General features: G+C 68.3%; 26 protein-coding genes. 14 read left to right on the plus strand and 12 right to left on the minus strand.

Annotated features, from left to right (window positions below):
- Nucleotides 1–71: 71 nt before the first annotated feature.
- Nucleotides 72–995 carry a LysR family transcriptional regulator gene (locus ACZ5MJ_RS27215; RefSeq protein WP_464224032.1) on the plus strand — a complete coding sequence of 308 codons (924 nt, stop codon included), beginning with the start codon at nt 72–74 and terminating at the stop codon, nt 993–995.
- A 29-nt stretch (nt 996–1,024) separates the two neighbouring features.
- Nucleotides 1,025–1,513: a hypothetical protein gene (locus ACZ5MJ_RS27220; RefSeq protein WP_464224033.1), complete on the plus strand. Its 489-nt coding sequence runs from the start codon at nt 1,025–1,027 to the stop codon at nt 1,511–1,513.
- Here ACZ5MJ_RS27220 and ACZ5MJ_RS27225 read toward each other — a convergent pair.
- The 3 genes from ACZ5MJ_RS27225 to ACZ5MJ_RS27235 all read right to left on the minus strand — a co-directional run bounded on the left by ACZ5MJ_RS27225 (nt 1,510) and on the right by ACZ5MJ_RS27235 (nt 3,213).
- Nucleotides 1,510–1,830, minus strand: coding sequence for a winged helix-turn-helix domain-containing protein (locus ACZ5MJ_RS27225; RefSeq protein WP_464226621.1), 321 nt, complete (start codon nt 1,828–1,830; stop codon nt 1,510–1,512). The genes ACZ5MJ_RS27220 and ACZ5MJ_RS27225 overlap by 4 nt on opposite strands.
- A gap of 197 nt (nt 1,831–2,027) precedes the next feature.
- The gene (locus ACZ5MJ_RS27230; protein WP_464224034.1) at nt 2,028–2,684 is read right to left on the minus strand and encodes a DsbA family oxidoreductase; all 657 of its coding nucleotides are present in this window, start codon (nt 2,682–2,684) and stop codon (nt 2,028–2,030) included.
- 121 nt (nt 2,685–2,805) lie between these two features.
- Nucleotides 2,806–3,213, minus strand: a complete 408-nt coding sequence (locus ACZ5MJ_RS27235) for a hypothetical protein (RefSeq protein WP_464224035.1) — start codon at nt 3,211–3,213, stop codon at nt 2,806–2,808.
- A 180-nt stretch (nt 3,214–3,393) separates the two neighbouring features.
- Here ACZ5MJ_RS27235 and ACZ5MJ_RS27240 point away from each other — a divergent pair, with 180 nt between their 5' ends.
- The gene (locus ACZ5MJ_RS27240) at nt 3,394–3,774 is read left to right on the plus strand and encodes a c-type cytochrome (protein WP_464224036.1); all 381 of its coding nucleotides are present in this window, start codon (nt 3,394–3,396) and stop codon (nt 3,772–3,774) included.
- Nucleotides 3,775–3,882: 108 nt separating this feature from the next.
- On the opposite strand, the gene soxR is transcribed toward ACZ5MJ_RS27240, so the two are convergent.
- Nucleotides 3,883–4,371, minus strand: a complete 489-nt coding sequence (gene soxR / locus ACZ5MJ_RS27245) for a redox-sensitive transcriptional activator SoxR (protein WP_464224037.1) — start codon at nt 4,369–4,371, stop codon at nt 3,883–3,885.
- Nucleotides 4,372–4,498: 127 nt separating this feature from the next.
- Here soxR and ACZ5MJ_RS27250 point away from each other — a divergent pair, with 127 nt between their 5' ends.
- Nucleotides 4,499–4,996, plus strand: a complete 498-nt coding sequence (locus ACZ5MJ_RS27250) for a RidA family protein (RefSeq protein ID WP_464224038.1) — start codon at nt 4,499–4,501, stop codon at nt 4,994–4,996.
- 108 nt (nt 4,997–5,104) lie between these two features.
- Here ACZ5MJ_RS27250 and ACZ5MJ_RS27255 read toward each other — a convergent pair whose 3' ends face one another.
- The 3 genes from ACZ5MJ_RS27255 to ACZ5MJ_RS27265 all read right to left on the minus strand — a co-directional run bounded on the left by ACZ5MJ_RS27255 (nt 5,105) and on the right by ACZ5MJ_RS27265 (nt 8,228).
- Nucleotides 5,105–5,491 carry a nuclear transport factor 2 family protein gene (locus ACZ5MJ_RS27255; protein WP_464224039.1) on the minus strand — a complete coding sequence of 129 codons (387 nt, stop codon included), beginning with the start codon at nt 5,489–5,491 and terminating at the stop codon, nt 5,105–5,107.
- 190 nt (nt 5,492–5,681) lie between these two features.
- On the minus strand, nt 5,682–6,671 hold the full coding sequence (locus tag ACZ5MJ_RS27260) for a Bug family tripartite tricarboxylate transporter substrate binding protein (protein WP_464224040.1): 990 nt from the start codon (nt 6,669–6,671) through the stop codon (nt 5,682–5,684).
- A 90-nt stretch (nt 6,672–6,761) separates the two neighbouring features.
- On the minus strand, nt 6,762–8,228 hold the full coding sequence (locus ACZ5MJ_RS27265) for an amidase (protein ID WP_464224041.1): 1,467 nt from the start codon (nt 8,226–8,228) through the stop codon (nt 6,762–6,764).
- A gap of 118 nt (nt 8,229–8,346) precedes the next feature.
- Here ACZ5MJ_RS27265 and ACZ5MJ_RS27270 point away from each other — a divergent pair, with 118 nt between their 5' ends.
- Nucleotides 8,347–9,279 (plus strand): LysR family transcriptional regulator, encoded by a 933-nt coding sequence (locus ACZ5MJ_RS27270; RefSeq protein ID WP_464224043.1) that lies wholly within the window; start codon nt 8,347–8,349, stop codon nt 9,277–9,279.
- Nucleotides 9,280–9,309: 30 nt separating this feature from the next.
- Here the strand turns inward: ACZ5MJ_RS27270 and ACZ5MJ_RS27275 are convergent, their stop codons facing one another.
- Nucleotides 9,310–9,915 carry an OB-fold protein gene (locus tag ACZ5MJ_RS27275; protein WP_464224044.1) on the minus strand — a complete coding sequence of 202 codons (606 nt, stop codon included), beginning with the start codon at nt 9,913–9,915 and terminating at the stop codon, nt 9,310–9,312.
- A 99-nt stretch (nt 9,916–10,014) separates the two neighbouring features.
- Nucleotides 10,015–10,206, minus strand: coding sequence for a hypothetical protein (locus ACZ5MJ_RS27280; protein WP_464224045.1), 192 nt, complete (start codon nt 10,204–10,206; stop codon nt 10,015–10,017).
- Between the two features lie 327 nt (nt 10,207–10,533).
- On the opposite strand from ACZ5MJ_RS27280, the gene ACZ5MJ_RS27285 reads away from it, so the two are divergent.
- The 4 genes from ACZ5MJ_RS27285 (at nt 10,534) to ACZ5MJ_RS27300 (ending at nt 17,150) form a co-directional block, all read left to right on the plus strand.
- Entirely contained in the window at nt 10,534–11,208 is a 675-nt protein-coding gene (locus ACZ5MJ_RS27285) for a response regulator (protein WP_464224046.1), read from the plus strand.
- 9 nt (nt 11,209–11,217) lie between these two features.
- Nucleotides 11,218–13,101 (plus strand): sensor histidine kinase, encoded by a 1,884-nt coding sequence (locus ACZ5MJ_RS27290; protein WP_464224047.1) that lies wholly within the window; start codon nt 11,218–11,220, stop codon nt 13,099–13,101.
- 276 nt (nt 13,102–13,377) lie between these two features.
- The gene (locus ACZ5MJ_RS27295; protein WP_464224048.1) at nt 13,378–15,330 is read left to right on the plus strand and encodes a methyl-accepting chemotaxis protein; all 1,953 of its coding nucleotides are present in this window, start codon (nt 13,378–13,380) and stop codon (nt 15,328–15,330) included.
- Between the two features lie 446 nt (nt 15,331–15,776).
- Nucleotides 15,777–17,150: an MFS transporter gene (locus ACZ5MJ_RS27300; protein ID WP_464224049.1), complete on the plus strand. Its 1,374-nt coding sequence runs from the start codon at nt 15,777–15,779 to the stop codon at nt 17,148–17,150.
- 265 nt (nt 17,151–17,415) lie between these two features.
- On the opposite strand, the gene ACZ5MJ_RS27305 is transcribed toward ACZ5MJ_RS27300, so the two are convergent.
- Entirely contained in the window at nt 17,416–18,363 is a 948-nt protein-coding gene (locus ACZ5MJ_RS27305; RefSeq protein ID WP_464224050.1) for a LysR substrate-binding domain-containing protein, read from the minus strand.
- A gap of 96 nt (nt 18,364–18,459) precedes the next feature.
- On the opposite strand from ACZ5MJ_RS27305, the gene pcaH reads away from it, so the two are divergent.
- The 4 genes from pcaH to pcaDC all read left to right on the plus strand — a co-directional run bounded on the left by pcaH (nt 18,460) and on the right by pcaDC (nt 22,484).
- Complete coding sequence (gene pcaH, locus ACZ5MJ_RS27310; RefSeq protein ID WP_464224051.1) at nt 18,460–19,161, plus strand: protocatechuate 3,4-dioxygenase subunit beta; 702 nt, start codon at nt 18,460–18,462, stop codon at nt 19,159–19,161.
- Between the two features lie 4 nt (nt 19,162–19,165).
- The gene (pcaG, locus tag ACZ5MJ_RS27315; protein ID WP_464224052.1) at nt 19,166–19,735 is read left to right on the plus strand and encodes a protocatechuate 3,4-dioxygenase subunit alpha; all 570 of its coding nucleotides are present in this window, start codon (nt 19,166–19,168) and stop codon (nt 19,733–19,735) included.
- Between the two features lie 137 nt (nt 19,736–19,872).
- Nucleotides 19,873–21,231, plus strand: coding sequence for a 3-carboxy-cis,cis-muconate cycloisomerase (locus tag ACZ5MJ_RS27320; protein ID WP_464224053.1), 1,359 nt, complete (start codon nt 19,873–19,875; stop codon nt 21,229–21,231).
- A 77-nt stretch (nt 21,232–21,308) separates the two neighbouring features.
- A complete protein-coding gene (gene pcaDC / locus ACZ5MJ_RS27325) occupies nt 21,309–22,484 on the plus strand; it encodes a bifunctional 3-oxoadipate enol-lactonase/4-carboxymuconolactone decarboxylase PcaDC (RefSeq protein WP_464224054.1) in 1,176 nt (391 codons plus the stop codon).
- Nucleotides 22,485–22,488: 4 nt separating this feature from the next.
- Here pcaDC and ACZ5MJ_RS27330 read toward each other — a convergent pair whose 3' ends face one another.
- Nucleotides 22,489–23,397, minus strand: a complete 909-nt coding sequence (locus tag ACZ5MJ_RS27330) for a helix-turn-helix domain-containing protein (RefSeq protein WP_464224055.1) — start codon at nt 23,395–23,397, stop codon at nt 22,489–22,491.
- A 126-nt stretch (nt 23,398–23,523) separates the two neighbouring features.
- Here ACZ5MJ_RS27330 and pobA point away from each other — a divergent pair, with 126 nt between their 5' ends.
- Nucleotides 23,524–24,693, plus strand: a complete 1,170-nt coding sequence (gene pobA / locus ACZ5MJ_RS27335) for a 4-hydroxybenzoate 3-monooxygenase (protein WP_464224056.1) — start codon at nt 23,524–23,526, stop codon at nt 24,691–24,693.
- A gap of 39 nt (nt 24,694–24,732) precedes the next feature.
- Here the strand turns inward: pobA and ACZ5MJ_RS27340 are convergent, their stop codons facing one another.
- The gene (locus tag ACZ5MJ_RS27340) at nt 24,733–25,635 is read right to left on the minus strand and encodes a sterol desaturase family protein (protein ID WP_464224057.1); all 903 of its coding nucleotides are present in this window, start codon (nt 25,633–25,635) and stop codon (nt 24,733–24,735) included.
- Nucleotides 25,636–25,708 lie beyond the last annotated feature (73 nt).

Here is a 25,708-nt window from a genome sequence, read left to right on the forward strand (position 1 = left end):
CGCATATGGGCCGGGGCACAAGCGTTATGTCAGAATGTATATAACGCTTGCACTGCTGCCCCCATGCCGCCATGTCCCGAGAGCTGGTCGATTCGCATCTGGTCCGTGTCCTGCACACGCTGCTCACCGAGCACAGCGTGTCGCGCACGGCGGCACTGCTGGGCCAGTCGCAGCCCGCGATCAGCGTGGCGCTGCGGCGCCTGCGGGCCCTTACTGGCGACCCGCTGCTGGTGCGTACCGGCAACCGCATGGTGCCGACCGCGCGCGGCGTTGCCCTGGCGGAGCCGGCACGGCTGGCGCTGCAGGGCATCGGCCAGATCCTGGAGCCGGTGGCCCCGTTCGAGCCCGCGCGCAGCGCACGTGCCTTCCGCATCGGCTCGCCGGACTACCTGGACGTCTCGTTCGTGCCGGCCGTGATCGGCCGGCTGCGCGCGCTGGCGCCGCAGGCCACGCTGGAGGTGCGGCACCTGCAGGCTGGCGCGGGCTATGCACGCGGCCTGGCCGAGGGCGAACTGGACCTGGTGATCGGCAACTGGCAGACGCCGCCCGGCCACCTGCACCTGCAATCGCTGTGCGAGGACGAACTGGTCTGCCTGCTGCGCCGCGACCACCCGGTGCCGGCCGGCGGCCTGACGGCCCTGGCCTACGCTGAGGCCGCGCACCTGGCCGCGACCACCTGCGAGCTGGCGGGCCACGGCACCGTCGACATCGAACTGGCCGATGCCGGGCTGTCGCGCCGCATCGCCGCGCGGATTCCGTACTTCTGCATGGCGCCTTATGTGCTGGTGCGCTCGGACCTTGTGTTCACCACCACGCGCGCCTTTGCCCGCCATTACGCCGCCTTGCTGCCCTTGCGCATCGAGCCGCTGCCGGCCCCGGCGCGCGTGCTGCGCTACTACCAGCTGTGGCATGCCCGCACCCATCGGGATCACGCGGCGCGCTGGCTGCGCGAGATCGTGGCCGAGACGGCGCGCGCGCTGCTGAGCGCGCCATGAGCACCCGCTTGCCAACCGGAGACAGGCCCATGCCGAACCCGTCCGACCACGCGCCGCGCGTGGCCCATTTCTCCGACAGCGTCGAGCTGGCCGGCGCCTTGCCGCACTGCCGCCATGTCGGGCGCAGCGAGCTGCTGGCCATGCCTGGCACCGCCGGCGGACCGCTGGTCGTCGAATGCTATTCGGGGCGGCATATCCGGCGCGTCAGCCGCTTGCGCGGCGTGCTGTTGACCGATTTGCTCGACCTGGCCGGGATGCCCGCGCTGCCGCGCTCGCAAGCCAAGCAGATGGTGATCGCCGTGCAGGCGGGCGACGGCTATGCCTGCCTGTTCAGCTGGCACGAGCTGTACAACAGCCCGATCGGGGAGGGCGCGATGCTGGTGGTGGAGCAGGATGGGGTCCAGCTGCCCGCCGCGGCTGGCGGCTTGCAGCTGATGTCGCTGCGGGACCGGCGCCTGGGCCCGCGCCAGGCGATTGCCGTGCAGCGGATCTCGGTGCGGCCGTGGCAGAGCGGCTAGGCGAGCAGGTCGAGCAGCGCGGCGATGTCGCGCGAGCAGGCCGCGGCGGCTTTTTTCTCGATGGCGCGGTACAGGCCGATCGCCGCTTCGCCCTCGGGGGTCAGCACGCTGCCTCCGCCGTGCTCGCCGCCATGCTCGGACATCACGGCCGGGTTGCGCATCGCCGTGTTGATTTCCTGCAGCAGGACCCAGGCGCGGCGGTAAGACATGCCCAGGCTGCGCGCGCCCGCGGAAATCGAGCCGCAGTCGCGCACCGCCTCCAGCAGCGCGATCTTGCCCGGGCCGAAGGCGATCACGTCCGCCACCGTGACGCGCAGGCGGAAACGTACCGAGGGAGCAGCGGCCGCCCTGGCGGCCCTGGCGTTCGTAGCAGTGCGCTTGTTCATGGGCGCGAGTCTAACCCAAGCCTGGCGTGCGACGCCGGCGGCGGGCCTGGCTGCGTCGGTCGGTATGTCGCCATGTCTCGAAGCTCGCCAGCCTCGAAGTGATTGGGGCAAGCGCGGGGCAGTAGCGACTAGCCCTGCGCCTGCTGCGCCTCGGCAACGATCTCCCGGATGGCCTGCTCGAAGGCCTCCACCGGCTGCCCGCCGGTGACCAGGTAGCGGTTGTTGAAGATGATTGAGGGCACCGACTGGATGCCCATGCGCTGGTATTCCTGGATTTCCGCGCGCACCGCATCGGCATAATCATCGCCTTCCAGCACCTTGCGCGCCGCTGCGGCATCCAGGCCAGCGTCCTGGGCGGCTTCGGCCAGCACGTCATGATTGCTCGGGTCCTTGCCGTCGGCATGGTAAGCGCGCAGCAGTGCCAGCTTCAGCGGCAGCTGCTTGCCTTGCAGCCCTGCCCAATGCAGCAGCCGGTGGGCATCGAAGGTGTTGTAGACATGGGTGCGCTGGCCAAAGGGAAAGCCCACGGCGGCGCCGCGCTCGCGGATCATGGCCTGGGTTTCAGCGATCTGGGCCGGGGTGCGTCCGTACTTCTTGCCCAGATAGTCGACGATGGTCTCGCCCTCGGGGCGCATGCCCGGGTTGAGTTCAAATGGATGCACGACGATTTCGGCATCCACCGTATCGCCCAGGCGCTGCAGCGCGAGTTGCAGCGAAGACAGGCCGATGGCGCACCAGGGGCAGGCGATATCGGAGACGAAGTCGATCTTGATCGGTTGGGGCATGGCTACTCCTGGCATGGGCGGGGGCGCGGGGCCCCCGCCCGGATCTGGAAATTGCCGACAGGGTAGCCTGACTGGAGAATCCTTGCAGGCGGGCGCCCGGCCGCAAGGTCAGTCCCACCGGTCAGTCCCAGCGGCGCCCTTGCCCGCGGCCGTGGTCGTCATCGTCGCCGCGACGGTGTCCCCATTCGCGCTCGCGCCAGTCGCGGCGGTAGTCTCGATAGCCGTCGCGGTAGTAGCCCCGGTGGTAGTCCCGATAGTAGCCACGGTCATAGTCGTAGCGCACCGGCACCGGTGCCACCACCACGGGGCGCGGTGCCGGTGCCACCGGGGGCGGCGCATAGGCAACCGGCGCAGGCGCATAGACGGGCGCGGGCGCATAGACCGGGGCCGGCCGGTAGACCGGCGCAGGCTGGGCCACCACCACGCCCGGCACGCCGATGCCGATATCGATATTCACACCGGCGTAAGCCCCGGCGCTGGCCACCAGCATTGCACCACCTGCTACCGCCATTGCGATGATTCGTTTCATGGTTGCCTCCCAAGGGGCGTTGGACATGGCCTCACTGTAGGGGGCGGGCTTGTAATATGGGGCGCGCGAAGTGTTGCAAGTGTGACGTGGTGTAACCCTGCCGCAGGGGCAGGGGCGTTCTGGCTGCGCCTGTATCATGCAAGCCCGTTGCCGAAAGCTCTTTTCTTCCCTAGCTGCTCCATGCGCCGTACCGCCCTTGGCTTGCTGACCCTCACCGTCCTCACCGCTGTTCCCGACGCAGCCACTGCCGCCGCCGATATCCAGGCCGGCAAGGCGGTGTTTGCCACACGTTGCGCTTCGTGTCACCACGTCGGCCGCAACGCGCGGGCGGGGTTCGGGCCGCAGCTCAACGGCATCATTGGCCGTGCCGCTGGTGGTACCCCTGATTTCCAGTATTCGGAGGCGATGCGGGCATCGAAGGTGGTGTGGTCGCAGGATACGCTGCGGGCCTTTGTTCATTCGCCCGGGAAGGTGGTGCCTGGGACCAAGATGCGGTTCTGGGGGCTTAGTGATGATCAGCAGATCACTGATCTGCTGGGTTACCTGCAGACATTTCAGTAAGCGGGAAATTGGGGGTTAGGCTCTGGGGGGCTTGGGCGGTCCAACCTACGACAACATCGAACCCGCCCTACATACCCAAGCAATCCAACGAACAGCAGCCCCCCTCATTCAATCCTCTTCAGGAAAATGCGGCCCCGGCCCTTCCCCCGCCAGCGCATCCTGCGGATTCCGCAACGGACAAGCCTTCAGCGACAAACACCCGCAGCCGATGCATCCATCAAGCTGATCCCGCAATTGCGTAAGCATGCGGATCCGCTCGTCGAGGTCATCACGCCAGCTGGCGGAGAGCCGGCGCCAGTCGGCCACGGTGGGCGCGCGCCCGTCCGGCAGCTTCTGCATGGCGTCTGCGATCACCGCCAGCGGCAGCCCCATGCGCTGCGCCACGCGGATCACGGCCAGGCGCCGCAGTACGGCGCGCGCATAGCGGCGCTGGTTGCCGCCGCTGCGGGTGCTGGCGATCAGGCCGCGCGACTCATAGAAATGCAGCGCGGATACGGCAATGCCCGTGCGCGCGGCGACTTCGCCGACGGAGAGCAGTTCTTCTGAAGGCGCGGGGCGGCGCCGGCGCGGGGGAGTGGGCTGTTTCGCGGAGGCCATCGGGAATGGCAGACATCTGTGGAACGAAAGAATGCCCATGCTACCACCATGGCGGCGCTTGACCTCAAGTTAAGTTGAGGTTCGATACTCGCCACTCCACTGTTCGCCACGCCTCAATACAGAGCTGATGACCATGTTCCCGTTCTCGCCCTCATCCTTGCGTTCACCCTCGATGCCGGCGCTGCCGTCAGTGCCCACCATGCCGGTCGCCCGCCCCAATCCGTCGCTCAGCCTCATCAATCCCGAGGGCCTGTATGACCCGCGGCCCAACGGCTATTCGCATGTGGCGGTGGTGGAAGGCCCGGCCCGCATCGTCTATATCGCGGGGCAGGGCGGCGAGGATGCGGCCGGCTGCCTGCCGCTGGATTTTCCGCGCCAGGTGGCGCGCGCCATGCAGAACCTGCGCATCGCACTGGATGCGGCGGGTGCTGACGTGGGCGATGTGGCCAAGCTTACGGTGCTGGTGGTCGACCATTCGCACGACCGCCTGCGCACCTTCGGTGCGGCGCTGCGCGAGATGTGGGGCGACAGGCCGACGCCGGCCTGCACGCTGATCCCGGTGCCGCGGCTGGCGCTGGACAACATGCTGTTCGAGATTGAGGCCACCGCGGTGCTGCCGGCCTGAACGCACGCCCTGCTTGCACTTTCTTCGGGCCGATGTCGCGGGCAGGGTTGCCTGCTGCCGCAAAGCAGGCCCGGGTTGCGGCGCATTGCCGCGGCGGCGGTCCTGCCCTTAGCGCGGCGCGGCGCTGAAGGTCTTGTTGACGATCTTCCAGACACCGTCGATTTCCAGCAGCGTCATGTAGTCGGTGAAGGTCACGCCCGGATATTCCAGCACCACCTTGGCCACGCCGGCATTGCCGACCACGTCGAACTGCGTGATCCAGCGCTTGCGCTGCGCCTCGTCCGCGGCGGGGTGGCCGGGGCAGCGCGCCGAGGCAAATTCCTCAACCGTCAGCGAGTGCAGCTTGCCGTCGCGGAACGAGACGATGCGCGCGTCGGCGGTAAACGCCTTGTACATGAATTCGGCCTTGCCGGTGATATGGCCCTGCAGGTAATCCTCGATCGGCGCAAGCGCTGCCACATGGCGGGACGTCAGGCCCGTTGCTGAATACGTCATGCTTTCCTCCGGAACTTGGCGGCGGCACAGGGGGTACCACCCCATGCCGCAGCGTTGAAATCGCTGATTGTATTCCAGTTTTGTATGCAAAAGTGCGTGGGTGCCGCCGCCCAGACGGATGTGGCGATGCGTTCACGCAGCCAACGGCGCGCCGGATCGCGATGCACGCTTTCCGGCGGCCGCCGTGCACTCACTCGGCGCGAATATCCGCCCGCGCCGCCACCGCGCGCATCTCGGGCAATTCCTTCTCCACCCGCGCTTTTACTGCCGCGCCATCGCCGTAGGCCGGCGTCAGCGCCAGTTCGACCATGCGTGCCCTGGTGGCGGGCGCGTTGGCGACTTCGGCCAGCGCCTTCTCCAGTTTCTGCTGCACCGGCGCGGGCAGTCCGGCCGGCGCCAGCAGCGCAAACCAGGTGCCCATCTGGAAGCCGGGATAGCCGCTCTCGGCGACGGTCGGCACTTGCGGCAACGCCGGCAGGCGCTGCGGCGACAGCACGGCCACCGGCCGGATCTTGCCGCCCTTGATCAGCGGCAAGGTGGCCACCACGGTATCGACCGCGACCGGCACCTGGCCGCCGGCCAGCGCGGTCAGGCTGGGGGCGCTGCCGTTGAAGGGCACGTGGACCATGCGGATGCCAGTGGCGGACTTGAGCATCTCCGCCCCGAAATGCACCGAGGAACCGGCGCCGAACGAGCCGTAGGAGAACTTGTCAGGGTGGGCCTTGGCCTGCGTCACCAGGTCCTTGAGCGAGGTGATCTGCGTGTCCGGGTTGGCCACCAGCACCAGGCTCATGTCGGCGATCAGGCCCAGCGGGGTGAAGCTCTTGATGGGGTCGTAGCCCAGGTGCTGCCGGATCGCCGGGTTCAGCGTCAGCGTGGTGCTGGCCGCCAGCAGCAGCGTGTAGCCGTCGGGCGCGGCCTTGGCCACCTGGGCGGCGCCGATCACGGTGCTGGCGCCCGGCTTGTTTTCCACCACCACCGACTGGCCGAGCTTTTCGCCCAGGCCGACGGCCAGCAGGCGGCCGAGCACGTCAGTGGCGCCGCCCGCGGCGAAGGGCACCACCAGCCGGATCGGGCGGTCCGGCCAGGACTGCGCCTGCACGGCGGCGGGCGCTGTGGACAGCACCGCGGTCAGTGCGGCGGCGCAGGCGAGAAACAGCTTCGGGGGCATTGCGGTCATCGTTGGTACTCCTGCCGGCAGTTGTAGGAATAGAAGGCAATCGGAAGCAATACGAAGCAATATGAAGCGGAGCCGGGACCAGCCGAAGGCTCAGTCGAGCCAGGGGCTTTGCACGCGCGAGAAGCCGCCGGCCTGGTCGTAGGCATGGCCGAGCTGCAGCACCGCGGCATCGGCCTGCGCCGGGCCGATGATCTGGATGCCGGCTGGCAGGCCCTGCCGGCCGAAGCCGGCCGGCGCGGCCAGCGCCGGCAGCCCGGCCATGGTGGCCGGCACCACCGCCTGCATCCAGCGGTGGTAGGTGTCCATGTCGCGGCCGTCGATGGCGTGCGGCCAGTCCCAGCCGGCATCGAAGGGGAATACCTGCGCGGCGGGCAGCACCAGGTAATCGAAGCGCTCGAACAGCGCGCGCAGCGCCTGGTACCACGCGCTGCGTTCGCTCATGGCCTCATAGACGCGCGTGCCTGGCAGGGCCAGGCCGCGTTCGATTTCCCATACCGCTTCCGGCTTGAGCAGCGCGCGCCTGGCCGGGTCGTGGTACAGCGCCGCGTTGGCGCCGGCCACGGAGAAGCTGCGCAGGTCGATCCAGGCACGCCACAGGCGTTCCAGGTCGAACGCGGGCAGCGCCGCGTCGACGATGCAGCCGAGCTGGCGCAGGTGCGTGAGTGCCTGCACGCAGGTATCGAGCACGCCGGCTTCGGTCGGCAGGTGGCCGCCCAGGTCGCCGAGCCAGCCGATGCGCACGCCAGTCCAGTCGCGTTCGGGCGGCAGCGTGAAGGTGCCGGGCGCCTCGGTGCGGCGCGTCAGCGGCAGGCGCGCGTCAAAGCCGGCCTGCACCGACAGCAGCAGGGCCAGGTCGGGCACGTTGCGCGCCATCGGCCCGGCCACGCTGAACTGCTGGAAGAAGACCTCGTCGCCCGGGCCGTGCGGCACGCAGCCGACCGAGGTGCGCAGGCCATAGACATGATTGAACGCCGCGGGCGTGCGCAGCGACCCCATCATGTCCGAGCCATCCGCCACCGGCAGCATGTGTAGCGCCACGGCCACCGCGGCGCCGCCGCTGCTGCCGCCGGCGGAGCGCGCCGGGTCGAAGGCGTTGCGGGTGGTGCCGTAGACCGGATTGTAGGTGTGGCCGCCCAGGCCGAATTCCGGCGAGTTGGTGCGCCCGACGAAGAGCGCGCCCCCGGCGCGCATGCGCTCGAAGATCACGGCGTCCACGTCGCTGACCTGCCCGGCGAAGATCGGCGAGCCCCTGGTGGTGACCATGCCCGCGGCCGGGCTGATGTCCTTGGGCGCCTGCGGAAAGCCGTGCAGCGGGCCGCGGCTGGCGCCGCGCGCCAGTTCCGCGTCGAGCCCGGCTGCCTGCGCGCGCACGGTGTCGCGGTCAACCGGGGCGACGATGGCGTTGACGCGCGGGTTGTGGCGGTCGATCTGGCCAAGGAAGGCATCGAGCACTTCCACGCAAGAGACCTCGCGCGCATGGATGGCGCGCGACAGGGCGACGGCATCGAGTTCGGCGATGGGATTGGTGACCGGATCGGGGGGCTGGGCAGGCGCCATGGCTCGGGTGTCTCCTGTGGTGTCCGGGAAAAGCATACGGGCGGCGCGGGCTTTCCCACAATCGATGATTTTTTCAAATATCCTTGCGTAAAACGCAAACCAGCCCCCGGAGCCGACCATGCTGTCGCATCGCCTGCAGGACACCTCGCTGCGCTATTTCCTGGAGGTCGTGCGCAGCGGCTCGCTGACCGAGGCGGCGCAGCGGCTCAATGTCACCGTGTCGGCGGTGAGCCGCCAGGTCGGCGCGCTCGAAGCCTTGCTCGGCGTGCCGCTGTTCGACCGCCGCCCGCGCGGCATGGTGGCCAGCGCTGCGGGCGAGCTGCTGGCGGCCCATGCGCTGCGCGGCGCCCTGGAGGCCGACCGCGTGGTGTCCGAGATTGCCGCGCTGCAGGGCCTGCGCCGCGGCCGGGTGCGCGTGGCCAGCTCGGCCGGGTTTGCGATCGAGTTCCTGCCGCGCATCATTGCCGAGTTCCGCCAGCGCTATCCGGGCCTGCAATTCCACGTGCGCGTGGCGCCACCGGCGGAAGTCACCGGCATCGTGCTGCATGGCGATGCGGACATCGGCATCACCTACAGCCGCGCCGCGGAGCAGGGCATCCGCATCGAACACCGGCAACCGGCGCCGGTGATCGCCATCATGCGCCCGGACCATCCGCTGGCGCGCTTTCGCAGCGTCACGCTGGCGCAGATGCAGCCTTACCCGATGGCGCTGCCCGAGGGCGACAACACCGTGCGCCAGCTGTTCGACCTTGCCTGCGGCGAGCGCGGCATCGTGTTCGAGCCGGTGCTGGTGACCAACCATTTCGAGACGCTGACCAGCTTCGTGCTGCACGGCGGCGGGCTGTCGATCTCCGGTACCGTCACGGTGGGCGACCGCCTGCGCCGCGGCGAGCTGCATGCCGCGTCGATCCGAGAACGGGGCATGAGACGCCGCGCGATCGAGCTGCAGACCCTGGCGGGCCGCACGCTGCCTGAGGGCGTGCGGGCGTTCCTGGGATTTATCCGCGAAAGGCTGGCGGCGGAGGTGGGCGTGGCGGCCATGTATCCATGACAGCCGCCCGTTTGCCACAGGTGAGCCAGCCTACTTCGTGCTGCTGGTCTTGGTGGACCTGGTCGACTTGGTGGTCGTGGCCTTGGCAGGAGCGGCTGCGCTGCCAGCGGCCGTGGTAGTCGGGGCTGGTTCGATCTTCGACTTCGCGAACGCGAAATAGCACTGGGTGTTGCTGCTGTTATACGTTTCCGAATCGCTCGTGGCCAGCACGCCGGTGACGTTGATCTTGTCCCCGGTCTGCAGGTTGCTGATCTTCTTCTGGTTGACCATCAGCGCGTCGCGCATCAGCGCCTTGCCGGTGCACTGGGGATTGACCGAATCCTTGAAATAGACGGCGATGGTGTCGTCCGACTTGCGCAGGCCATCCACCTTGGTGATGCGGGAGACCGTTCCCGATACCAGGATCGCCTGGGCATCCCACTTCTTCTTCGCGGTGATTTCGTTCTTCTTCCAGTCCGACCAGATGTCGCCGAGCGAGGCCGGCTTCGGATCCGCCAGCATGCGGAAGTCGCCGCTCAGCACGTCGCCGGTGCCATCGAGCACGCCGCTGATGGAGGACATTGCGCCGTCCATCGATTCACACCCGGCGAGCAACCCAGCCAGCGCTAGCCCTACCACCAGTTTTCCCGTCTTCATTCTGCTTTTTTCTCCAGGTCCGCCAGCTCCCTCGGCTGGCGCCGGGGCATTGTATCGTACGGCCTGCAAAAACTGACAGAACTGGCAAAATCGCTCTAACTACGGGAAAAGAGGGGAGATATCCCCCGAACGGGGGCTGTCCCGCTGCCCGAACGGCAGCGCCGCCAGCCCGCACGCGGCCATCCCGGCAGCCAGCCGCAGCGTGGCCGTTGCCGGGATGGCGCCCGCGGGCTTCCCCCCTGCATTCCCGATTTCCCGTGCCGCCGGTATGCCGGCTGTTTTCTTAGTCACGGTGGTGCTCCCCGTATTCCCGTCGCCTGTCTTGTCGCCCGCGCCGCCGGCCGCAGCGGAGCGGGGGCGCAGGCAGGGCTCTTTTGGCGCAATCATAGGTGCAGGCGCCGGTGCGGCGCCTCCCCAGAATATGGGATGGTTAACGGGGCCTGTCCGTGCGATCGGTAAGGGCGGCAGATCAGCGCGGCGGCGTTTACCCTGAAGGGGCCGGCCTGGCCGTCCCATGCGCGGGTGGATATGTCAGAATCCGCCGTCGTGCCCGCCACAGCATGCAGCAGGACGGGCAGCAAGACTGGCCGCACAGCGGCATGGCTCGGGAACACAGGCATGACAAGCACAACAAGAGTCCTGATCGTCGAAGACGACCCCGCGGCGCTGAGCCGGCTGGTGCAGGCCGTTCAGATGCATGCGCCGGGCGCTGCCGTATCCGGCAGCGCTGCCACCGCGGCGGAGGCGCTGGCCTGGCTCGCGCAGCACCGGCCCGACGTGCTGCTGTGCGACCTCGGCCTGCCGGACGGCAGCGGCATCGACGTGATCCGCGACGCGCGCGAGCGCTATCCCGGCTGCGACTGCATGGTGGTCACGGTGTTCGGCGACGACCAGCACGTGCTCGCCAGCATCGAGGCGGGCGCTATCGGCTACCTGCTCAAGGACGAAACCACGGACCGCATCGCCGCCTCCATCGGCGAACTGCGCGCGGGCGGCTCGCCAATGAGCCCGCTGATTGCGCGGCAGGTGGTGAACCGGCTGCGCGGCGCGCCGTCCGAGGCGCTCACGCGCGATGCCGCGGCCACCGGCGCGGTGGCGCTGTCGGTGCGCGAGAACGAGATCCTGGACCTGATCTCGCGCGGCTACACCTACGCCGAGACGGCCCGCTACCTGGGGCTGAGCGTGCATACCGTGCAATCGCACATCAAGAACATCTACGGCAAGCTGGCGGTACGCTCGCGCGGCGAGGCCGTGTTCGAGGCGGCCAAGCTGGGCCTGCTCAAGTCCTTGTGAGCGCACGCCATGCCGCCCGGGTCGCACCGCCTCCGCACCGTGCTTGCCGCGCTGCTGGCCTGGGCCTGCCTGCTGCTCTCCGGCATGGCAGCGGCCGGCACCACGGAGCTGACCGAGGCCACACGCTCGGCCACGCTGACCGACGGCACGGTGCTGCCGGCGCAACCGCTGACGCTGCCTGACTACTGGGACCGGGTGATGCCGGGCAAGTCCGGCATAGTGGCCTACGAACTGCGCTTTGACCGCAACTGGCCCGCGGCGGACCCTGGGGGGCTGTTCGTGCCATGGGCCGGCGGCAGCTACGAGGTGCGGCTTAATGGCGTGCTGATCGCCGCCGGCGGGCGCCTGGACGCACCGTCGTCGGCGCTGGCCAAGCGGCCCTACTACGTGGCCATGCCGCCGGAGCTGGTGAGCACGCAAGGCAACGTGCTGCGCATCACCATCGCGGGACACGCCTATGCGCGCACGGGCCTGCTGCCGGTGACGGTGGGCCCGGCCGCCGAAGTGCGCGCGCAATACAACCAGGCTTTCCGCCTGCGCGTGGCCGGCCCGCTGATCGCAGCGGTGCTCAGCGTCGTGCTGGGGGGCCTCGCGCTGCTGATCTGGTGGCGGCAGCGCGATCCGCTGTTCGGCCTGTACGGGCTGGCCGAACTCGCCTGGAGCGTGCGGCTGCTCGACTACTTTGTCGATGACCTGCCAATTCCCGCGGAACTGCGCGGCTATATCGTCGCCGCCGCGCGCGAGGTGTTCCTGGGCGCCATCGCCCGCTTCTGCCTGCTGGTGATCCGCGTGCCGTGGCGCTGGCTGCATCGCACGCTGAACGCCTATCTGTGGCTGGCGCTGCCGGTGATCGCGCCGATGGCCGCCATGTCGAGCCACCCGCTGCTGTTCCCGCTGAGCTGGCTGATCAAGGTGGGCATCATCGTGACCGTGGCCGGCGCGATGGTCTGGGGCGCATTGCGCCGGCCCAGCCGCGAGGCGTCGCTGCTGGCCGCCACCGTGGGCGTGTCGGCGGTGCTGTTCCTGGCGGACTGGATCAAGGTCTGGCTGACCGGCGACTACTACTGGATCCATTCCATGACGCGCTATGTGTCGGTGCCGTTCAGCGTGGTGATGGCGTGGATGCTGGCTGAGCGCTATACCAGCGCCGTGCACAGCCTGCAGAACGCCAACCAGGTGCTGACCGAGCGCGTCGCGCAGCGCGAGGCGCAGCTGCGCGCGGCCTTTGCGCGCACGCAGAAGATCGCCGCCGAGGAGACCGCGCTGCGCGAGCGCGGGCGCATCCTGCGCGACATGCACGACGGCCTGGGCAGCCAGCTTGTCACCACCTTGTCGATGCTGGAGTCCGGCAAGGCCAGCAGCCCAGAGATCGCCACGCAGGTGCGGCATGCGCTGGATTCGCTGAAGCTTTCCATCGACGCCATGCAGGACACCGGCGGCGACCTGGCGGCGGTGCTGGGCAACCTGCGCTACCGCCTGGGGCCGCGCATCGCCGATGCCGGCCTCGACATCCACTGGGAGGTCGAACGCCTGCCCACGCTGCCGCATTTCACCGCGCGCAAGGTGCAGGAACTGCAATACCTGCTGCTCGAAGGCATTACCAACGTGATGCAGCACGCGGGGGCGCGCTCCCTTGCCGTGACCGCCCGTGCGGACATGGCCGCGCAGGTGATCCGGATCACGCTGGCCGACGACGGCCGCGGCTTCGACATCGAGGCCACGCGTGGCGGGCGCGGGCTGCGCAATATGCAGGTGCGCGCGTCGGTGATCGGCGGGCGGCTGCTGATCCGCTCGGCACCGGGCAGTACGGCGCTGACGGTGGAAATTCCGCTGGCACCGGGGGACGGGGATGAGCTGGGTGCCGACGGCGACGGGATTGCGCCGGCCGAGTAAGCAGGACCTTCGAGGAAGACCTGAAGCCATCATGCCCGGCTGGCTGCGCTGATCGGTGCGCGGTTGTGACTGCCCGCGCCGGTGGCGGGCATCCAGGCAAGCGTCTTCCTGCTGCCCGAAAATCGTGCTGAAGGCCCGCCCTTTCGCCGCTTTTTGCCCCACTTCTGCGCTTTCCGTGCACCGCATTTGCGCATCGTCAATAACTTGGAAATCCGCGCTTCAGGCCCGCAAAACCAGGCCGATAGCAGGGGAAACCAAGCTCTGTCCAACGATGCCATGCCTGCCTTCTTCCTTCCCGCCGAGCGCCTGATGGCGCGCCTGAATATCAACCGCAAGCTCACGCTGATCGCCGTATTGTTCCTGGTGCCGCTATGCGGCGCGATGTATGTGGTCCTGAGCGATGCGGCGCGATCGATCCGCACCACCGGCGATGAAGTGCGGGGGCTTGCCGTGGTCAGGCATGCGCTCGACTTCATGCGCGAGACCCAGGTCCGGCGCGGCGCCGCCAATGCGGTGTTGTCCGGCAATGCGGCGTTCCGCGCCACCTTCGACCGGGCCGACCAGAAGGCCGCGGCCAGCCTGGCCGGGCTGATGCGCAGCGTCGCCGGGAATCCCGGCTTCGAACTCGGGGCCGGGGTGCGCAAGCTGGAGCAGGACTGGCAGCATATGCGCGGGCTGGGCCTGGACACCACGGCCGCGCCGCTGTTCGAACGCCACAGCGCGCTGGTGCGGCAGACGCGGGTGTTTGTCGGCGACGTGGCCGACCGCTCGCAACTGGTGCTGGACAGTGAAGCGGGCTCGTATTACCTGATCAACCTGCTGGTGGGCCCGATGCCGCGCCTGGCCGAGCTGAGCGCGCTGGCGCGCGGGCGCGGGGCCGGCATCATCGCGCAGGGTGGCTATGCCGATGCGGCGCAGCAGGCGGGCCTGGGCGCGCTGGCAGAACAGATCCACGAGGGGCTGGACACGGTGCGGCGCGATATCGCGCGCGTCGGCAACGCGGCACCCGCCTACCGGCCGCGTATCGACGCCGCGCTGGCGCGGCTTGCCGCGATGGACAACTTCTATCGCACGCTCAGGATCCGGATGCTGGGTGCGACCGGCATCGATATCGACGCCAAGTCTTACTTCGACGAAGCCACCGCGGGCATCGAAGGCGTGGCGGCGGCCAACCAGGCATTTGCCGGGATCGTGGATGCGATGCTGGCACAGCGTGCGGCGGCTCAGGAAAGGCAGTTCGTGTTGCTGGCGGGCATTGCGCTGGTGACCGTGGCCGCCGCCTTCTACCTGTTCATCGGCTTCAGCCGCGGCATGCGCGGCGACGTGCGGCAGGTGGCGGAGATGGTCGGGCGCATCAACGCGGGCGACCTGACCCTGCGCATCGCGGTGCGCGGGCGCGACGAACTGAGCGAGATCAAGCGGCACCTGCTGTCGCTGGTGGACAGCTGGCGCGCGCTGATCGGCGACACCAAGGCCGGCGCGCACAACGTGCTGGCGGCGGCGGGCGATATCGCACAGGGCAATATCGACCTGTCGCAGCGCACCGAGGAGCAGGCCTCTTCGCTGGAGCAGACCGCGGCCAGCATGGAGCAGTTGACGGCCACCGTGCAGCAGAATGCCAGCAACGCCGGCCAGGCCAGCGAACTGGCGCGCGAGGCGTCTGACGTGGCGCGCGCCGGCGGCGAGGCGGTCGGGCGCATGCAGCAGACCATGCAGGCGATCGAGGCCGATTCGCGGCGCATCGTCGACATCATCGCTGTCATTGACGGCATTGCCTTCCAGACCAATATCCTGGCGCTGAACGCGGCGGTGGAAGCCGCGCGCGCGGGCGAGGCCGGGCGCGGCTTTGCCGTGGTGGCGACCGAAGTGCGCGGGCTGGCCCAGCGCGCCGGCAGCTCGGCCAAGGAGATCCGCACGCTGATCTCGCAATCCGCAGGGCGCGTGGCATCGGGCAACACGCTGGCGCTGGACGTTGCCGCGACCATGGAGAACACCGTTGCCGCCATCGGCAGGGTGACGGCGATGATGGACGAGATCAGCCATGCGTCGCGCGAGCAGAGCAGCGGCATCGCGCAGGTCAACCAGGCGGTGACGCAGATGGACCAGGTCACGCAGCAGAACGCCGCGCTGGTGGAAGAAGCCGCCGCGGCGGCGCAGTCGCTGCAGGAGCAGGCGCTGCACATGCAGCGGGCGGTGGCGGTGTTCCGGACGGAGGCGGAGGCGGCGTGAGCGGCCGCCGGTGGCTGGCCGAAGGCCGATGCGGTGCATGGAGCACCTTTCATCATTCAAGCAGATGTGGCCTGTACTCTAGGTGGCATTTTCGGGAATGTAAATTGACGATTGCCGCTCCTTACATGAAATTTCCTTATCGATTTCGGTTCTCGTGAGGGCAGACTTACCTTAAATTTCAATATCGTTATATTTTTCGATATAAAACACCGACAGAACCGAAGAATTACTGGATTTCTCTGTCAACGCGCTCGTCCTTGGGTGAGTATCACCTCTGCAGGTCGCCGGCACTTGCCCGTTTTCCGCCGGGTTAACGCTAATTCTGTGCCGCAATCCCCTTTGCCTAAGATGCGTTCAATAAAAGAACCGAGGTTCGCTATTAGAACAAAATTGCGCGGCGCGCCTGCCAGGCGGGTTGCGCGATTTCCAGGCAAACGGAGACAACAGTGCCCCAATCCACACAGACCAAGGGTGGCATCACAGATGTCCAGGCCCTCATCGACGGACAGCGGTTCACCGGCTATCAATGGCTCATTCTCATCCTGTGCTTCCTGATCGTTGCCATTGACGGGTTCGATACCGCGGCAATGGGCTATATCGCGCCGGCGCTGGTACAGGACTGGGGCATAGAGAAAGCGGCGCTCGGGCCGGTCATGAGCGCGGCTTTGTTCGGGCTGGCCTTCGGCGCGATCTTTGCCGGGCCGCTGGCTGACCGCGTCGGCCGCAAGAAGGTGCTGGTGCTGTCGGTCTTCTTCTTCGGGGCCTGCAGCCTGGCCACGGCCTTTGCCCCCACGCTTGGCTGGCTGACCGCGCTGCGCTTCCTGACCGGGCTGGGCCTGGGGGCCGCCATGCCGAATGCCGTGACGCTGACCTCAGAGTTCGCGCCGCAACGCCGCCGTGCCGTGCTGGTGAACACCATGTTCTGCGGGTTCCCGCTGGGATCCGCGGCGGGCGGGTTTGTCGCCGCCGCGATGATTCCGCACTTCGGCTGGCATAGCGTGCTGCTGCTCGGCGGCATCCTGCCGCTGGTGCTGGCGGTGCTGCTCATTGTCCTGCTGCCGGAATCGGTACGCTACATGGTGCTGCGCAGCTATCCGGCGAGCCAGATCCGCAAGGTACTGCAGCGCGTGACCGGCGCCGACCTGGGCCAGGCCGACGCCTTCGTCATCGGCGAAGCGGCGCCCGCGGCCCGGTCCGCCATTGGCACGGTACTGGCGCCCGGCTATCGCCTGGGCTCGGCGATGCTGTGGTGCACCTACTTCATGGGCCTGGTCATCTTCTACCTGCTGACCAGCTGGATGCCCACGCTGATGAAGGATGCGGGATTCTCGATCCAGCACGCCTCGTTCCTGACCGCGCTCTTCCCGCTGGGCGGCGGCATCGGCACCATCACCGCCGGCTGGTTCATGGACCGCTTCAATCCGAACAAGGTCATCGCCATCACCTATGCCGCTACCGGGGTGCTGATCTACGCCGTGGGCCATGGCACCGGCAGCCAGGTGCTGCTGGGTGTGCTGATCTTCCTCGCCGGCACCGCCATGAACGGCGCGCAGTCCTCGATGCCGTCACTGGCCGCAGCCTTCTACCCGACGCAGGGCCGGGCTACCGGCGTTGCCTGGATGCTTGGCTTCGGACGCTTCGGCGGGATCACGGGGGCCTTGCTTGGCGCCGAACTGCTGCGCCAGCATCTTGGCTTCGACACCATCTTTACCCTGCTGGCCGTGCCGGCCTTCCTGGCCGCGGGCGCACTGCTGGTGAAGCATTTCAGCAGCGCGCCGGGCCCTTCGGCCAGCGTCAGGGCGAGCGTGGCAGGACACTAGGGTCTGTTCCCATATAAAACGTACGCGCGTTGGCCCGAGCCGGGGTCAGCTACGCGAAGGGCGTCGCCGCAAAGGGTCATTCCCTTTGCAAGGCGCCCGACAAAGTAGATGGCCCCGGCTCGGGCCAACCCGCAGGGCAAGGGGGATACGCGGCGCATGGCGTCGTTGCCAGCCGCTTGCTTGGAATGACCAAGCGGCGCGACTGGCGCCTAGCCCTGCGCCGCGTATCCCCCTTGCGCGCGCACGTTTTATATGGGAACAGACCCTAGGCTGCGGGCTGCGCGACCGTGCGGATGCAGTGCGCCAACGCCTCCGCCATCGGGGTCAGCGTACGGTCGCTGTGCCGCAGCAGGCCGACCGGCTCCTCGGTGCCCTGGGTCTCGATCGCCAGCAGCACCAGGTCGCCCTCGGACACCGCGCGCCTGGCCGCCGACAGCGGCGCTGCCCACACACTGTCGCTTTGCCGGGCCAGCAGCCGGCCCAGATAGGCATCCGAGGTCTCCACGCAGCCATCCGGCAGCGGCAGGCCGTGCCGGGCCAGCAGGCTTTCGGTGTTGTGGCGGGGAATCGAGCCCGCGGCCGGAATCACCAGCGGCCACGCCAGCGCGTCAACCAGCGTCGGCCGCGACAGGGCCGCCAGGGGATGGCCGGCGCGGACCGCGAAGGCCAGCGAGTCCGGCCCCAGGGACTCGAACCAGAGGCCTTCCATCGCCACCGGGTCGTCCATGCGCCCGATGACGAGGTCCAGCACGTCCGCCTTGAGCTGGTCGATGAGGTTGCGGTTCATGCCGGTCTGGACGGCGACGCCGATGCCAGGATGCGCGGCGCGGAAACGCAGCAGGGCATCGGTCAGCACCGCCGGCACGATGCTGGGCAGCGTGCCCAGCCGGATACGCTCCTGCGGCAAGGCTTGCGCGCCGGTCATGCTGTCGGCGGCCGCGTCGATATCGGCCAGGATGCGCAGCGCGTGGCGCAGGAAGCGCGTACCTGCCGTGGTCAGTTCGGTGCCCGCCCGCCGCCGCACCAGCAGGCGCGTGCCGGCCAGTTCCTCCAGTTCGGTCAGGGTCTTGGACACGGCTGGCTGGGTCAGGCCCAGGCGGTCGGCGGCGCGGCCCAGGTGCTGCGTCTGCGACACGGCGACAAAGCAATAGAGATGCCGCAGCCGCACGCGGTTGCGGAAGATTTCCAGCGCGGGTGGGGGCGATGCATGCATGCTGAAAATTCATGATAAATAGCGGAAATCTCAATTTACATGAATTTATCTGACACCTAAAGTGGATCCATTCCAAAACGACAAGGAGACTGCGCGATGACCCGTCCTGCCCAGTACCGCCGTCCCTACTGGGACACCCAGCCCGAATACCGGTTTGATCCCTATGCTTCCACCCAGAAGCGCTCGCCCGGCCAGCCGCTGATCGCGCTGCCGCAATCGCTGTCCGAAGTCACCGGCCCGACCTTCGGCGCGGAGTTCGTGCGCGAAGGCGATAACGACCTGACTGTGGGCAATGGCGGCGAGCCGATCGGCGAACGCATTCTCGTGACCGGCCGCGTGCTCGACGAGAACGGCCGGCCGGTGCCGAACACGCTGGTGGAAGTCTGGCAGGCCAATGCCGCCGGGCGCTACCTGCACAAGCGCGACCAGCACGACGCCCCGCTCGACCCGCATTTCTCGGGCGAAGGCCGCACTGTGACGGACGCCAACGGGTACTACCGGTTCAAGACCATCAAGCCCGGTGCCTATCCCTGGCGCAATCACCACAACGCCTGGCGGCCGCAGCATATCCACTTCTCGCTGTTCGGCAATGCCTACGCCACGCGGCTGGTGACGCAGATGTATTTCCCGGGCGATCCCTTGCTGCCGTTCGACCCGATCTTCAACTGCGTGCCGGACGAGAAGGCGCGCAACCGCCTGATCGCTGCCTTCGACTGGGAAAGCACCCAGCCTGAATACGCACTCGGCTACCGTTTCGATATCGTGCTGCGTGGCCGCGATGCCACGCCGATGGAATAAGACCATGCTCTACGCCACCGCATCCCAGACCGTCGGCCCTTACCTGCATATCGGCCTCAATGCACTGAACTGCGCCGACCTGACCGCCGGCGCCCCGCAACTGGCCGGCCAGCGCATCGTGATCGAAGGCCGCGTGACCGATGGCGACGGCCAGCCCGTGCCCGACGGCATGGTCGAGATCTGGCAGGCCAACCCTGCCGGACGCTACCGCCATGCCGAAGACACCCGCGAACTGCCGCTCGCGCCCGGCTTCACCGGCTTTGGCCGTGTGCCGACCGAGGCCGACGGCACCTTCCGCTTCGTCACCGTCAAGCCGGGCGCCGTGCCGGGCCCGGACGGCCAGGCGCAGGCGCCGCACATCATGGTGTCGGTGTTCATGCGCGGCCTGGTCAAGCATGTCGCCACGCGCATGTACTTCCCCGACGAAGCGGCGGCCAACGCCGCCGACGCCGTGCTGGGGCTGGTCCCCGCCGAGCGCCGTGGCACGCTGATTGCCAGCGACGCCGGCAATGACACGCTGCGCTGGAACGTGGTGCTGCAGGGGCAGGGCGAGACGGTGTTCTTCGACATCTGAGGACGCCGACCCCGCCGGCAGCGGGGCAATCTGCCCGGCTGCCGGCAACAGACGCATAATCGGGTGGCCGTCGACGTCACGGCCACCCACGCTACCCATCGCCCCCAATGCCAACCGCAACGCGTCTCACCGATCCCATGTCCGGCAGTCCGGCTGTGCTGGAGATCTTCTCCGACGCCGGCACGGTGCAGCGCATGCTTGCCGTGGAGGCCGCGCTGGCGCGTGCCGAAGCCGACAGCGGCGTGATCCCTGCCGCGGCCGCCGCCGTCATCTCCGACGTCTGCCGCGACACCGCCATCATTGACCGCGAGGCCCTTGCGCAGGCCGCGGTCGCCGCCGGCAACCTTGCCATTCCCTTCGTCAGGCAACTGACCGCCGCCGTGGCCGCGCGCGACGCCGAGGCGGCGCGCTTTGTCCACTGGGGCGCCACCAGCCAGGACATCATCGACACCGCACTGGTGCTTCAGACCGGCGACGCGCTGCGCGCGCTGGATGCCGACCTGGTGCGCCTGGGCCAGGCCTGCGCCGCGCTGGCCACGGCACACCGGACCACGCCGATGGTCGCGCGCACCTGGCTCCAGCATGCCTTGCCGGCCAGCTTTGGCCTGAAGGCCGCGGGCTGGCTCGATGCGCTGCGCCGCGATCTCGGCCGCCTCGATGCCACCCGCGCCCAGGCCCGCGCGCTGCAGTTCGGCGGCGCCGCCGGCACGCTTGCCAGCCTTGGCGATGCCGCGCCCGCCGTGACCGCCGCGCTGGCCCGCGAGCTGGATCTGGCCGCGCCCGTGCTGCCGTGGCACGCGCATCGCGACCGCATGGCCGAGGTTGCCGCCATGCTGGGCATGCTGACCGGCACGCTCGGCAAGATGGCGCGCGATATCTCGCTGATGATGCAGACCGAGGTGGCGGAAGTGGCCGAGCCCTCGGGTCCCGGCCGCGGCGGCTCCAGCACCATGCCGCACAAGCGCAATCCGGTCGGCTGCGCGGCGGTGCTGACGGCCGCGGTGCGCGTGCCGCCGCTGGTGGCGACAATGCTGGCGGGCATGGTGCAGGAACATGAACGCGCGCTCGGCGGCTGGCAGGCCGAATGGGACACGCTGCCGCAGATCGTGACGCTGGCCGCCGGCGCGTTGCGCCAGATGGGCGAGGTCGTGGCGGGGCTGCAGGTGGATGCGGCGCGCATGCGCGCCAACCTCGGCCTCACACATGGCCTGATCCTCGGCGAGGCGGCGATGCTTGAACTCGGCGGCAGGATTGGCCGGCTGCCGGCGCACCACCTGGTGGAGCGCGCCTCGCAGCGTGCCGTGGCCGAAGGCACCAGCCTGCGCGACGCACTGGCCCGCACGCTGCAGCAAGACCCGGCGCATGCCGGCCTGCTCGACGATGCTGTGCTGGATCGCCTTGCCGACCCCGCCAATTACGCGGGCCAGTCAGCGGCCTTTGCTGACGCCGCCGTGCAGGCCTGGCAATCCGCGCTGGCGGCACGCCAGCCGTGCTGAGACTGCGCTGAACCCGGAACCCGCAATTACCGCGACGCGCCGGCCATGCCGCCGTCCGCGCTCCCAAGGAGACTGCATTGCCCTACCTCGACCACGCCGGCGCCCGGCTCTTCTACACCGTCGACGGCCCTGAGGCCGCGCCGGCCATCGTCTTCTCGAACTCGCTCGGCACCGACCACACCATGTGGGAGCCGCAGGCTGCCGTGCTGGCCGGACGCTATCGCGTGGTGCGCTACGACACGCGCGGCCACGGCCGCTCTACCGCGCCGGGCGACGCCTTTACCGTGGCGCAGCTCGGGCAGGACGTCATCGCCATCCTGGATGCGCTGGGGATCGGACAGGCGGTGTTCTGTGGCCTGTCGATGGGCGGTCTCACGGGGATGTGGCTGGGCCTTTATGCACCGCAGCGCTTCTCGCATATCGTGCTGGCCAATACCGCCGCGAAGATCGGCAATGCCGACGGCTGGAATGCCCGCATCGACACGGTACGGCACGAAGGCATGGCGGTGATGGTCGCGCCCTCGGTCGAACGCTGGTTCACGCCGGGGTTTGCCGCCACCGCGGACCGCGCGCTTGACGGCTTGCGCCACGTGCTTGGCGGGCTTGATCCGCACGGCTATGCCGCCAGCTGCGCGGCCGTGCGCGACGCCGATTTCCGCGAGTCGGTCGCTTCGATAACGGTGCCCGTGCTGGTCATCGCCGGCAGCCAGGACCCGTCGACCTCTGCGCAGGAAGGCCGCGCGCTTGCCGACGCGATTCCCGGCGCGCGCTATGTCGAACTGCCAGCCGCGCATATCTCCAGCTTCGAGCAGCCCGGCCGCTTCACGGCGGCGCTGCTGGATTTTGTGCGCGGCCGGCTGCCCGTGAGCGACGATCATGCGCGCTACGACGCCGGCCTTGCCGTGCGGCGCGAGGTGCTCGGCAGCGCGCACGTCGACCGTTCGCTCGCGCGGCTGACGCCGCTCAATGAGGAATTCCAGAACCTCATCACGCGCTATGCCTGGGGTGAGATCTGGACGCGCGAAGGCCTGCCGCGGCACACGCGCAGCCTGCTGACCATCGCCATGATGGTGGCGCTGAACCGCCCGGAGGAGCTGAAGCTGCATCTGCGCGCCGCCGCCAATAACGGCGTGACGCGCGACGAGATCAAGGAGGTGTTGCTGCAGACCGCGATCTATTGCGGCGTGCCGGCGGCGAACTCGGCATTTCATCTGGCCGAAGAGGTGTTCGCCGGGATGGACCAGGCAGGCTGACCGCTTACCCGGCCGCATCCGCGGGCGGCGGCATGGCAAATGCCGGCAGCCGCGCGCGCCCCGACTGCCGGAATTCAGTCGGCGCCTGTCCTACCAGCCGCGCGAAGAAGCGCGAGAAGTAGGCGGCGTCGGCGAACCCGAGCGACAGCGCGATGTGCTTGACCTCCAGGTCGCTGAACAGCAAGTCGCGCTGCGCCTCAGCCAGCACGCGCGCATGGATCAGCTGCAGGGCCGACTGCCCGCACGCTTGGCGGCACACGCGGTTGAGCTGCGTGGGCGTGATGCCGATGGCGCCGGCATAGTGCCTGATGTCCTTCTGCTCCCGATACCCTGCCTCGAGCATCTGCTGGAAATGCTGGAAGTGCCGCGCAGGCCGGCTGCTGCTGCGCGCCGCGGCCGGCGCGGTGGCATTGGCCAGCCGCGCAATGCCGATCAGCAGCAGCGTCAGCAATGCCGACAGCGACGCCCCCCGCCAGGCGGACACGGTTTCGATCTCGCCGCGCATGAGCGCCAGCGTATCGGCCAGCGCGTGGCCCCGGCGCACGCGGTCGTGGCGCGGATGGGCGAACAGCGGCAGTGCATCCGGCACCCCGGCCAGCAGCGTGCGCAGGTGGCTGTCGGTCATGGTCACGACCATGCCGTCGGTGTCCGGCCTGAAGACGAAGCCGTGGATGTGGCGTGGCGGCATCGTCACCAGCGAACCACTGCGCAGCGGTTCGCGCCGCTCCTCCAGCAGGGCTTCGCCGGCGCCCGCGTGGATGTACAGAATTTGCAGGAAGCGCTCATGCCGGTGTGGCTTGATCTCCCACCCGTGCAGGCGGCTGCGCGCTGCAATGGACTCAAAATGCAGCTGGTTTGACAGCGGTTCCGAGGGGTTGGTGCCATACAGCGAGTAAGTCGGGACAGGTATCACGGTGGCCTCGGTGTTTACCAGCGATGTTCCGATTGTCCTGTCATTGGTTCGATCTGTCCATTCCTTGGCGGGCCTCCGGCGACTATCTTTAGCAGCAGAAGACGGATACCCACAAGGAGACAAGACATGCGCACCCAGGTTGCCATCATCGGCGCCGGCCCGGCCGGCCTGCTGCTCGGCCAGTTGCTGACACGCGCCGGCATCGACAACATCATCATCGAACAACGCAGTCCCGAATATGTGCTTGGCCGCATCCGCGCGGGCATCCTGGAGAGCGTCACCGTCGACGCGCTGGAACGCGCGGGCGTGGCCGGGCGGCTGCATGCGGATGGGCTGGTCCACCACGGCATCGCGCTGTCGTATGGTGGGCAGCGTCACCATATCGACCTGCATCGGCTGATCGGCCGCAGTGTCACGGTGTACGGCCAGACCGAGGTGACGCGCGACCTGATGGATGCGCGCCGCGTCGACGGCACCCCCACCGTCTATGAAGCGCAGGACGTCAGCGTGCACGGCTTCGACGGCAGTGCGCCGACGGTGCGCTATCGCAAGGACGGCGCCCTGCACGAAATCGCCTGCGACTACATCGCCGGCTGCGACGGCTTTCACGGCATCTGCCGGCAGAGCGTGCCGGCGGCGTCGCGGCAGGTGTTCGAGCGGGTCTATCCGTTCGGCTGGCTGGGGCTGTTGTCCGAGACGCCGCCCGTTGCCGATGAACTGGTCTACGCCAGCCATGAGCGCGGCTTCGCGCTGTGCAGCATGCGTTCGCGCCACCGCAGCCGTTACTACCTGCAGGTGGCGTCGAGCGAGCGCGTGGAAGACTGGTCCGATGAGCGCTTCTGGCAGGAACTGCGCAGCCGGCTCGATCCGCAGACGGCGAGCGCGCTGGTGACCGGACCCAGCATCGAGAAGAGCATTGCCCCGCTGCGCAGCTTCGTGTCCGAGCCGATGCGTTTTGGCCGGCTGTTCCTGGCGGGCGATGCCGCGCATATCGTGCCGCCCACCGGCGCCAAGGGGCTGAACCTGGCGGCCAGCGATGTGCTGGCGCTGTCCGAAGGGTTTGAAGCGCACTACCGCCATGCCGATGCCAGCGGCCTCGACGGCTATTCCGAGCGTTGCCTGCGGCGCGTGTGGAAGGCCGAACGATTCTCGTGGTGGATGACTTCGCTGCTGCATCGGTTCCCGGATGCGGATGCGTTTTCGTTGCGGATGCAGCAGGCGGAGCTGGATTACCTGGTGGGGTCGGAGGCGGCATCGCGGGTGTTGGCGGAAAACTATGTAGGCTTGCCTTATTGAATGAAAAATGCGCGGCATCGCCGCGCTTTTCGTCAATCCTTACGCCCCCATCCTCTCCCCCTGCGCCTGCCGCCGCAGGCTCTCCGTCGTCTCGCCGCCACCGTCCGGCGCCCAGCCCGGCGGCATGATCAGGTAACCGATCGCCTTGGCAACGCTGCCGGCGTTGGCCATGTCGCGCAGCAAACCGACCCAGTGTTCGAACTGGTTCACCAGCGGGTTATGCGTGGTAGTCGGCTTGACCAGCCCATAGCGGCACGGCTCGTCGGCGCGTTCTTCCACATAGGTGCCGAACAGGCGATCGAAGAGGATCAGCACGCCGCCATAGTTGGCATCCAGGTAGTCGACATTCGATGCATGGTGCACGCGGTGCGCCGACGGCGTGTTGAACACATACTCGAACCAGCCCAGCTTTGGAATCCAGGTGGTGTGCAGCCAGAACTGGTACAGCAGGTTCAGGCTCAGCGTGGCCAGCACCACTCCAGGACGAACCCCGAGCCAGACCAGCGGCGCAAAGAAGATCGCCGTGCCGGTGATCTTGCCGGTCCAGCCCAGGCGATACGCAGTCCCCAGCGTCAGTTCATTGGGCGAGTGGTGCACCGCATGCGTGGCCCAGAAGAAGCGGATGCGGTGCGACGCGCGGTGGTACCAGTAGTAGCAGAACTCCTGCCCCACGAAGAGCAGCAGCACGGCCAGCGCGCTGTTGATCTCCACCGTGAAGATGCGGTGCTGCCAGGCAAACGCGAATACCGGCGTGGCGAGCGACAGCGGCAGCAGCGCGAACAGCTTGCGCCCCACGAGGTCCGCCAGCGACATCCCGATTTCATGCCAGGGGTAGGCCTGGCCTTGCTGGCGGGCCTTGCGCGCCAGCACGAAGGCCTCGACCAGCGAGACCGCCACGACGAAGGCCGTGACGTAGAGCGTGAATCTTCCGAGGTTGTGCATGATCCATCCAATGCGGTGAGTTGAGACGCCTGGCTGGCGGAACGGTCCGTCGCTGCGTCGGTGACACCAATGT

It is taken from the genome of Cupriavidus sp. LA-1 (assembly GCF_055385985.1).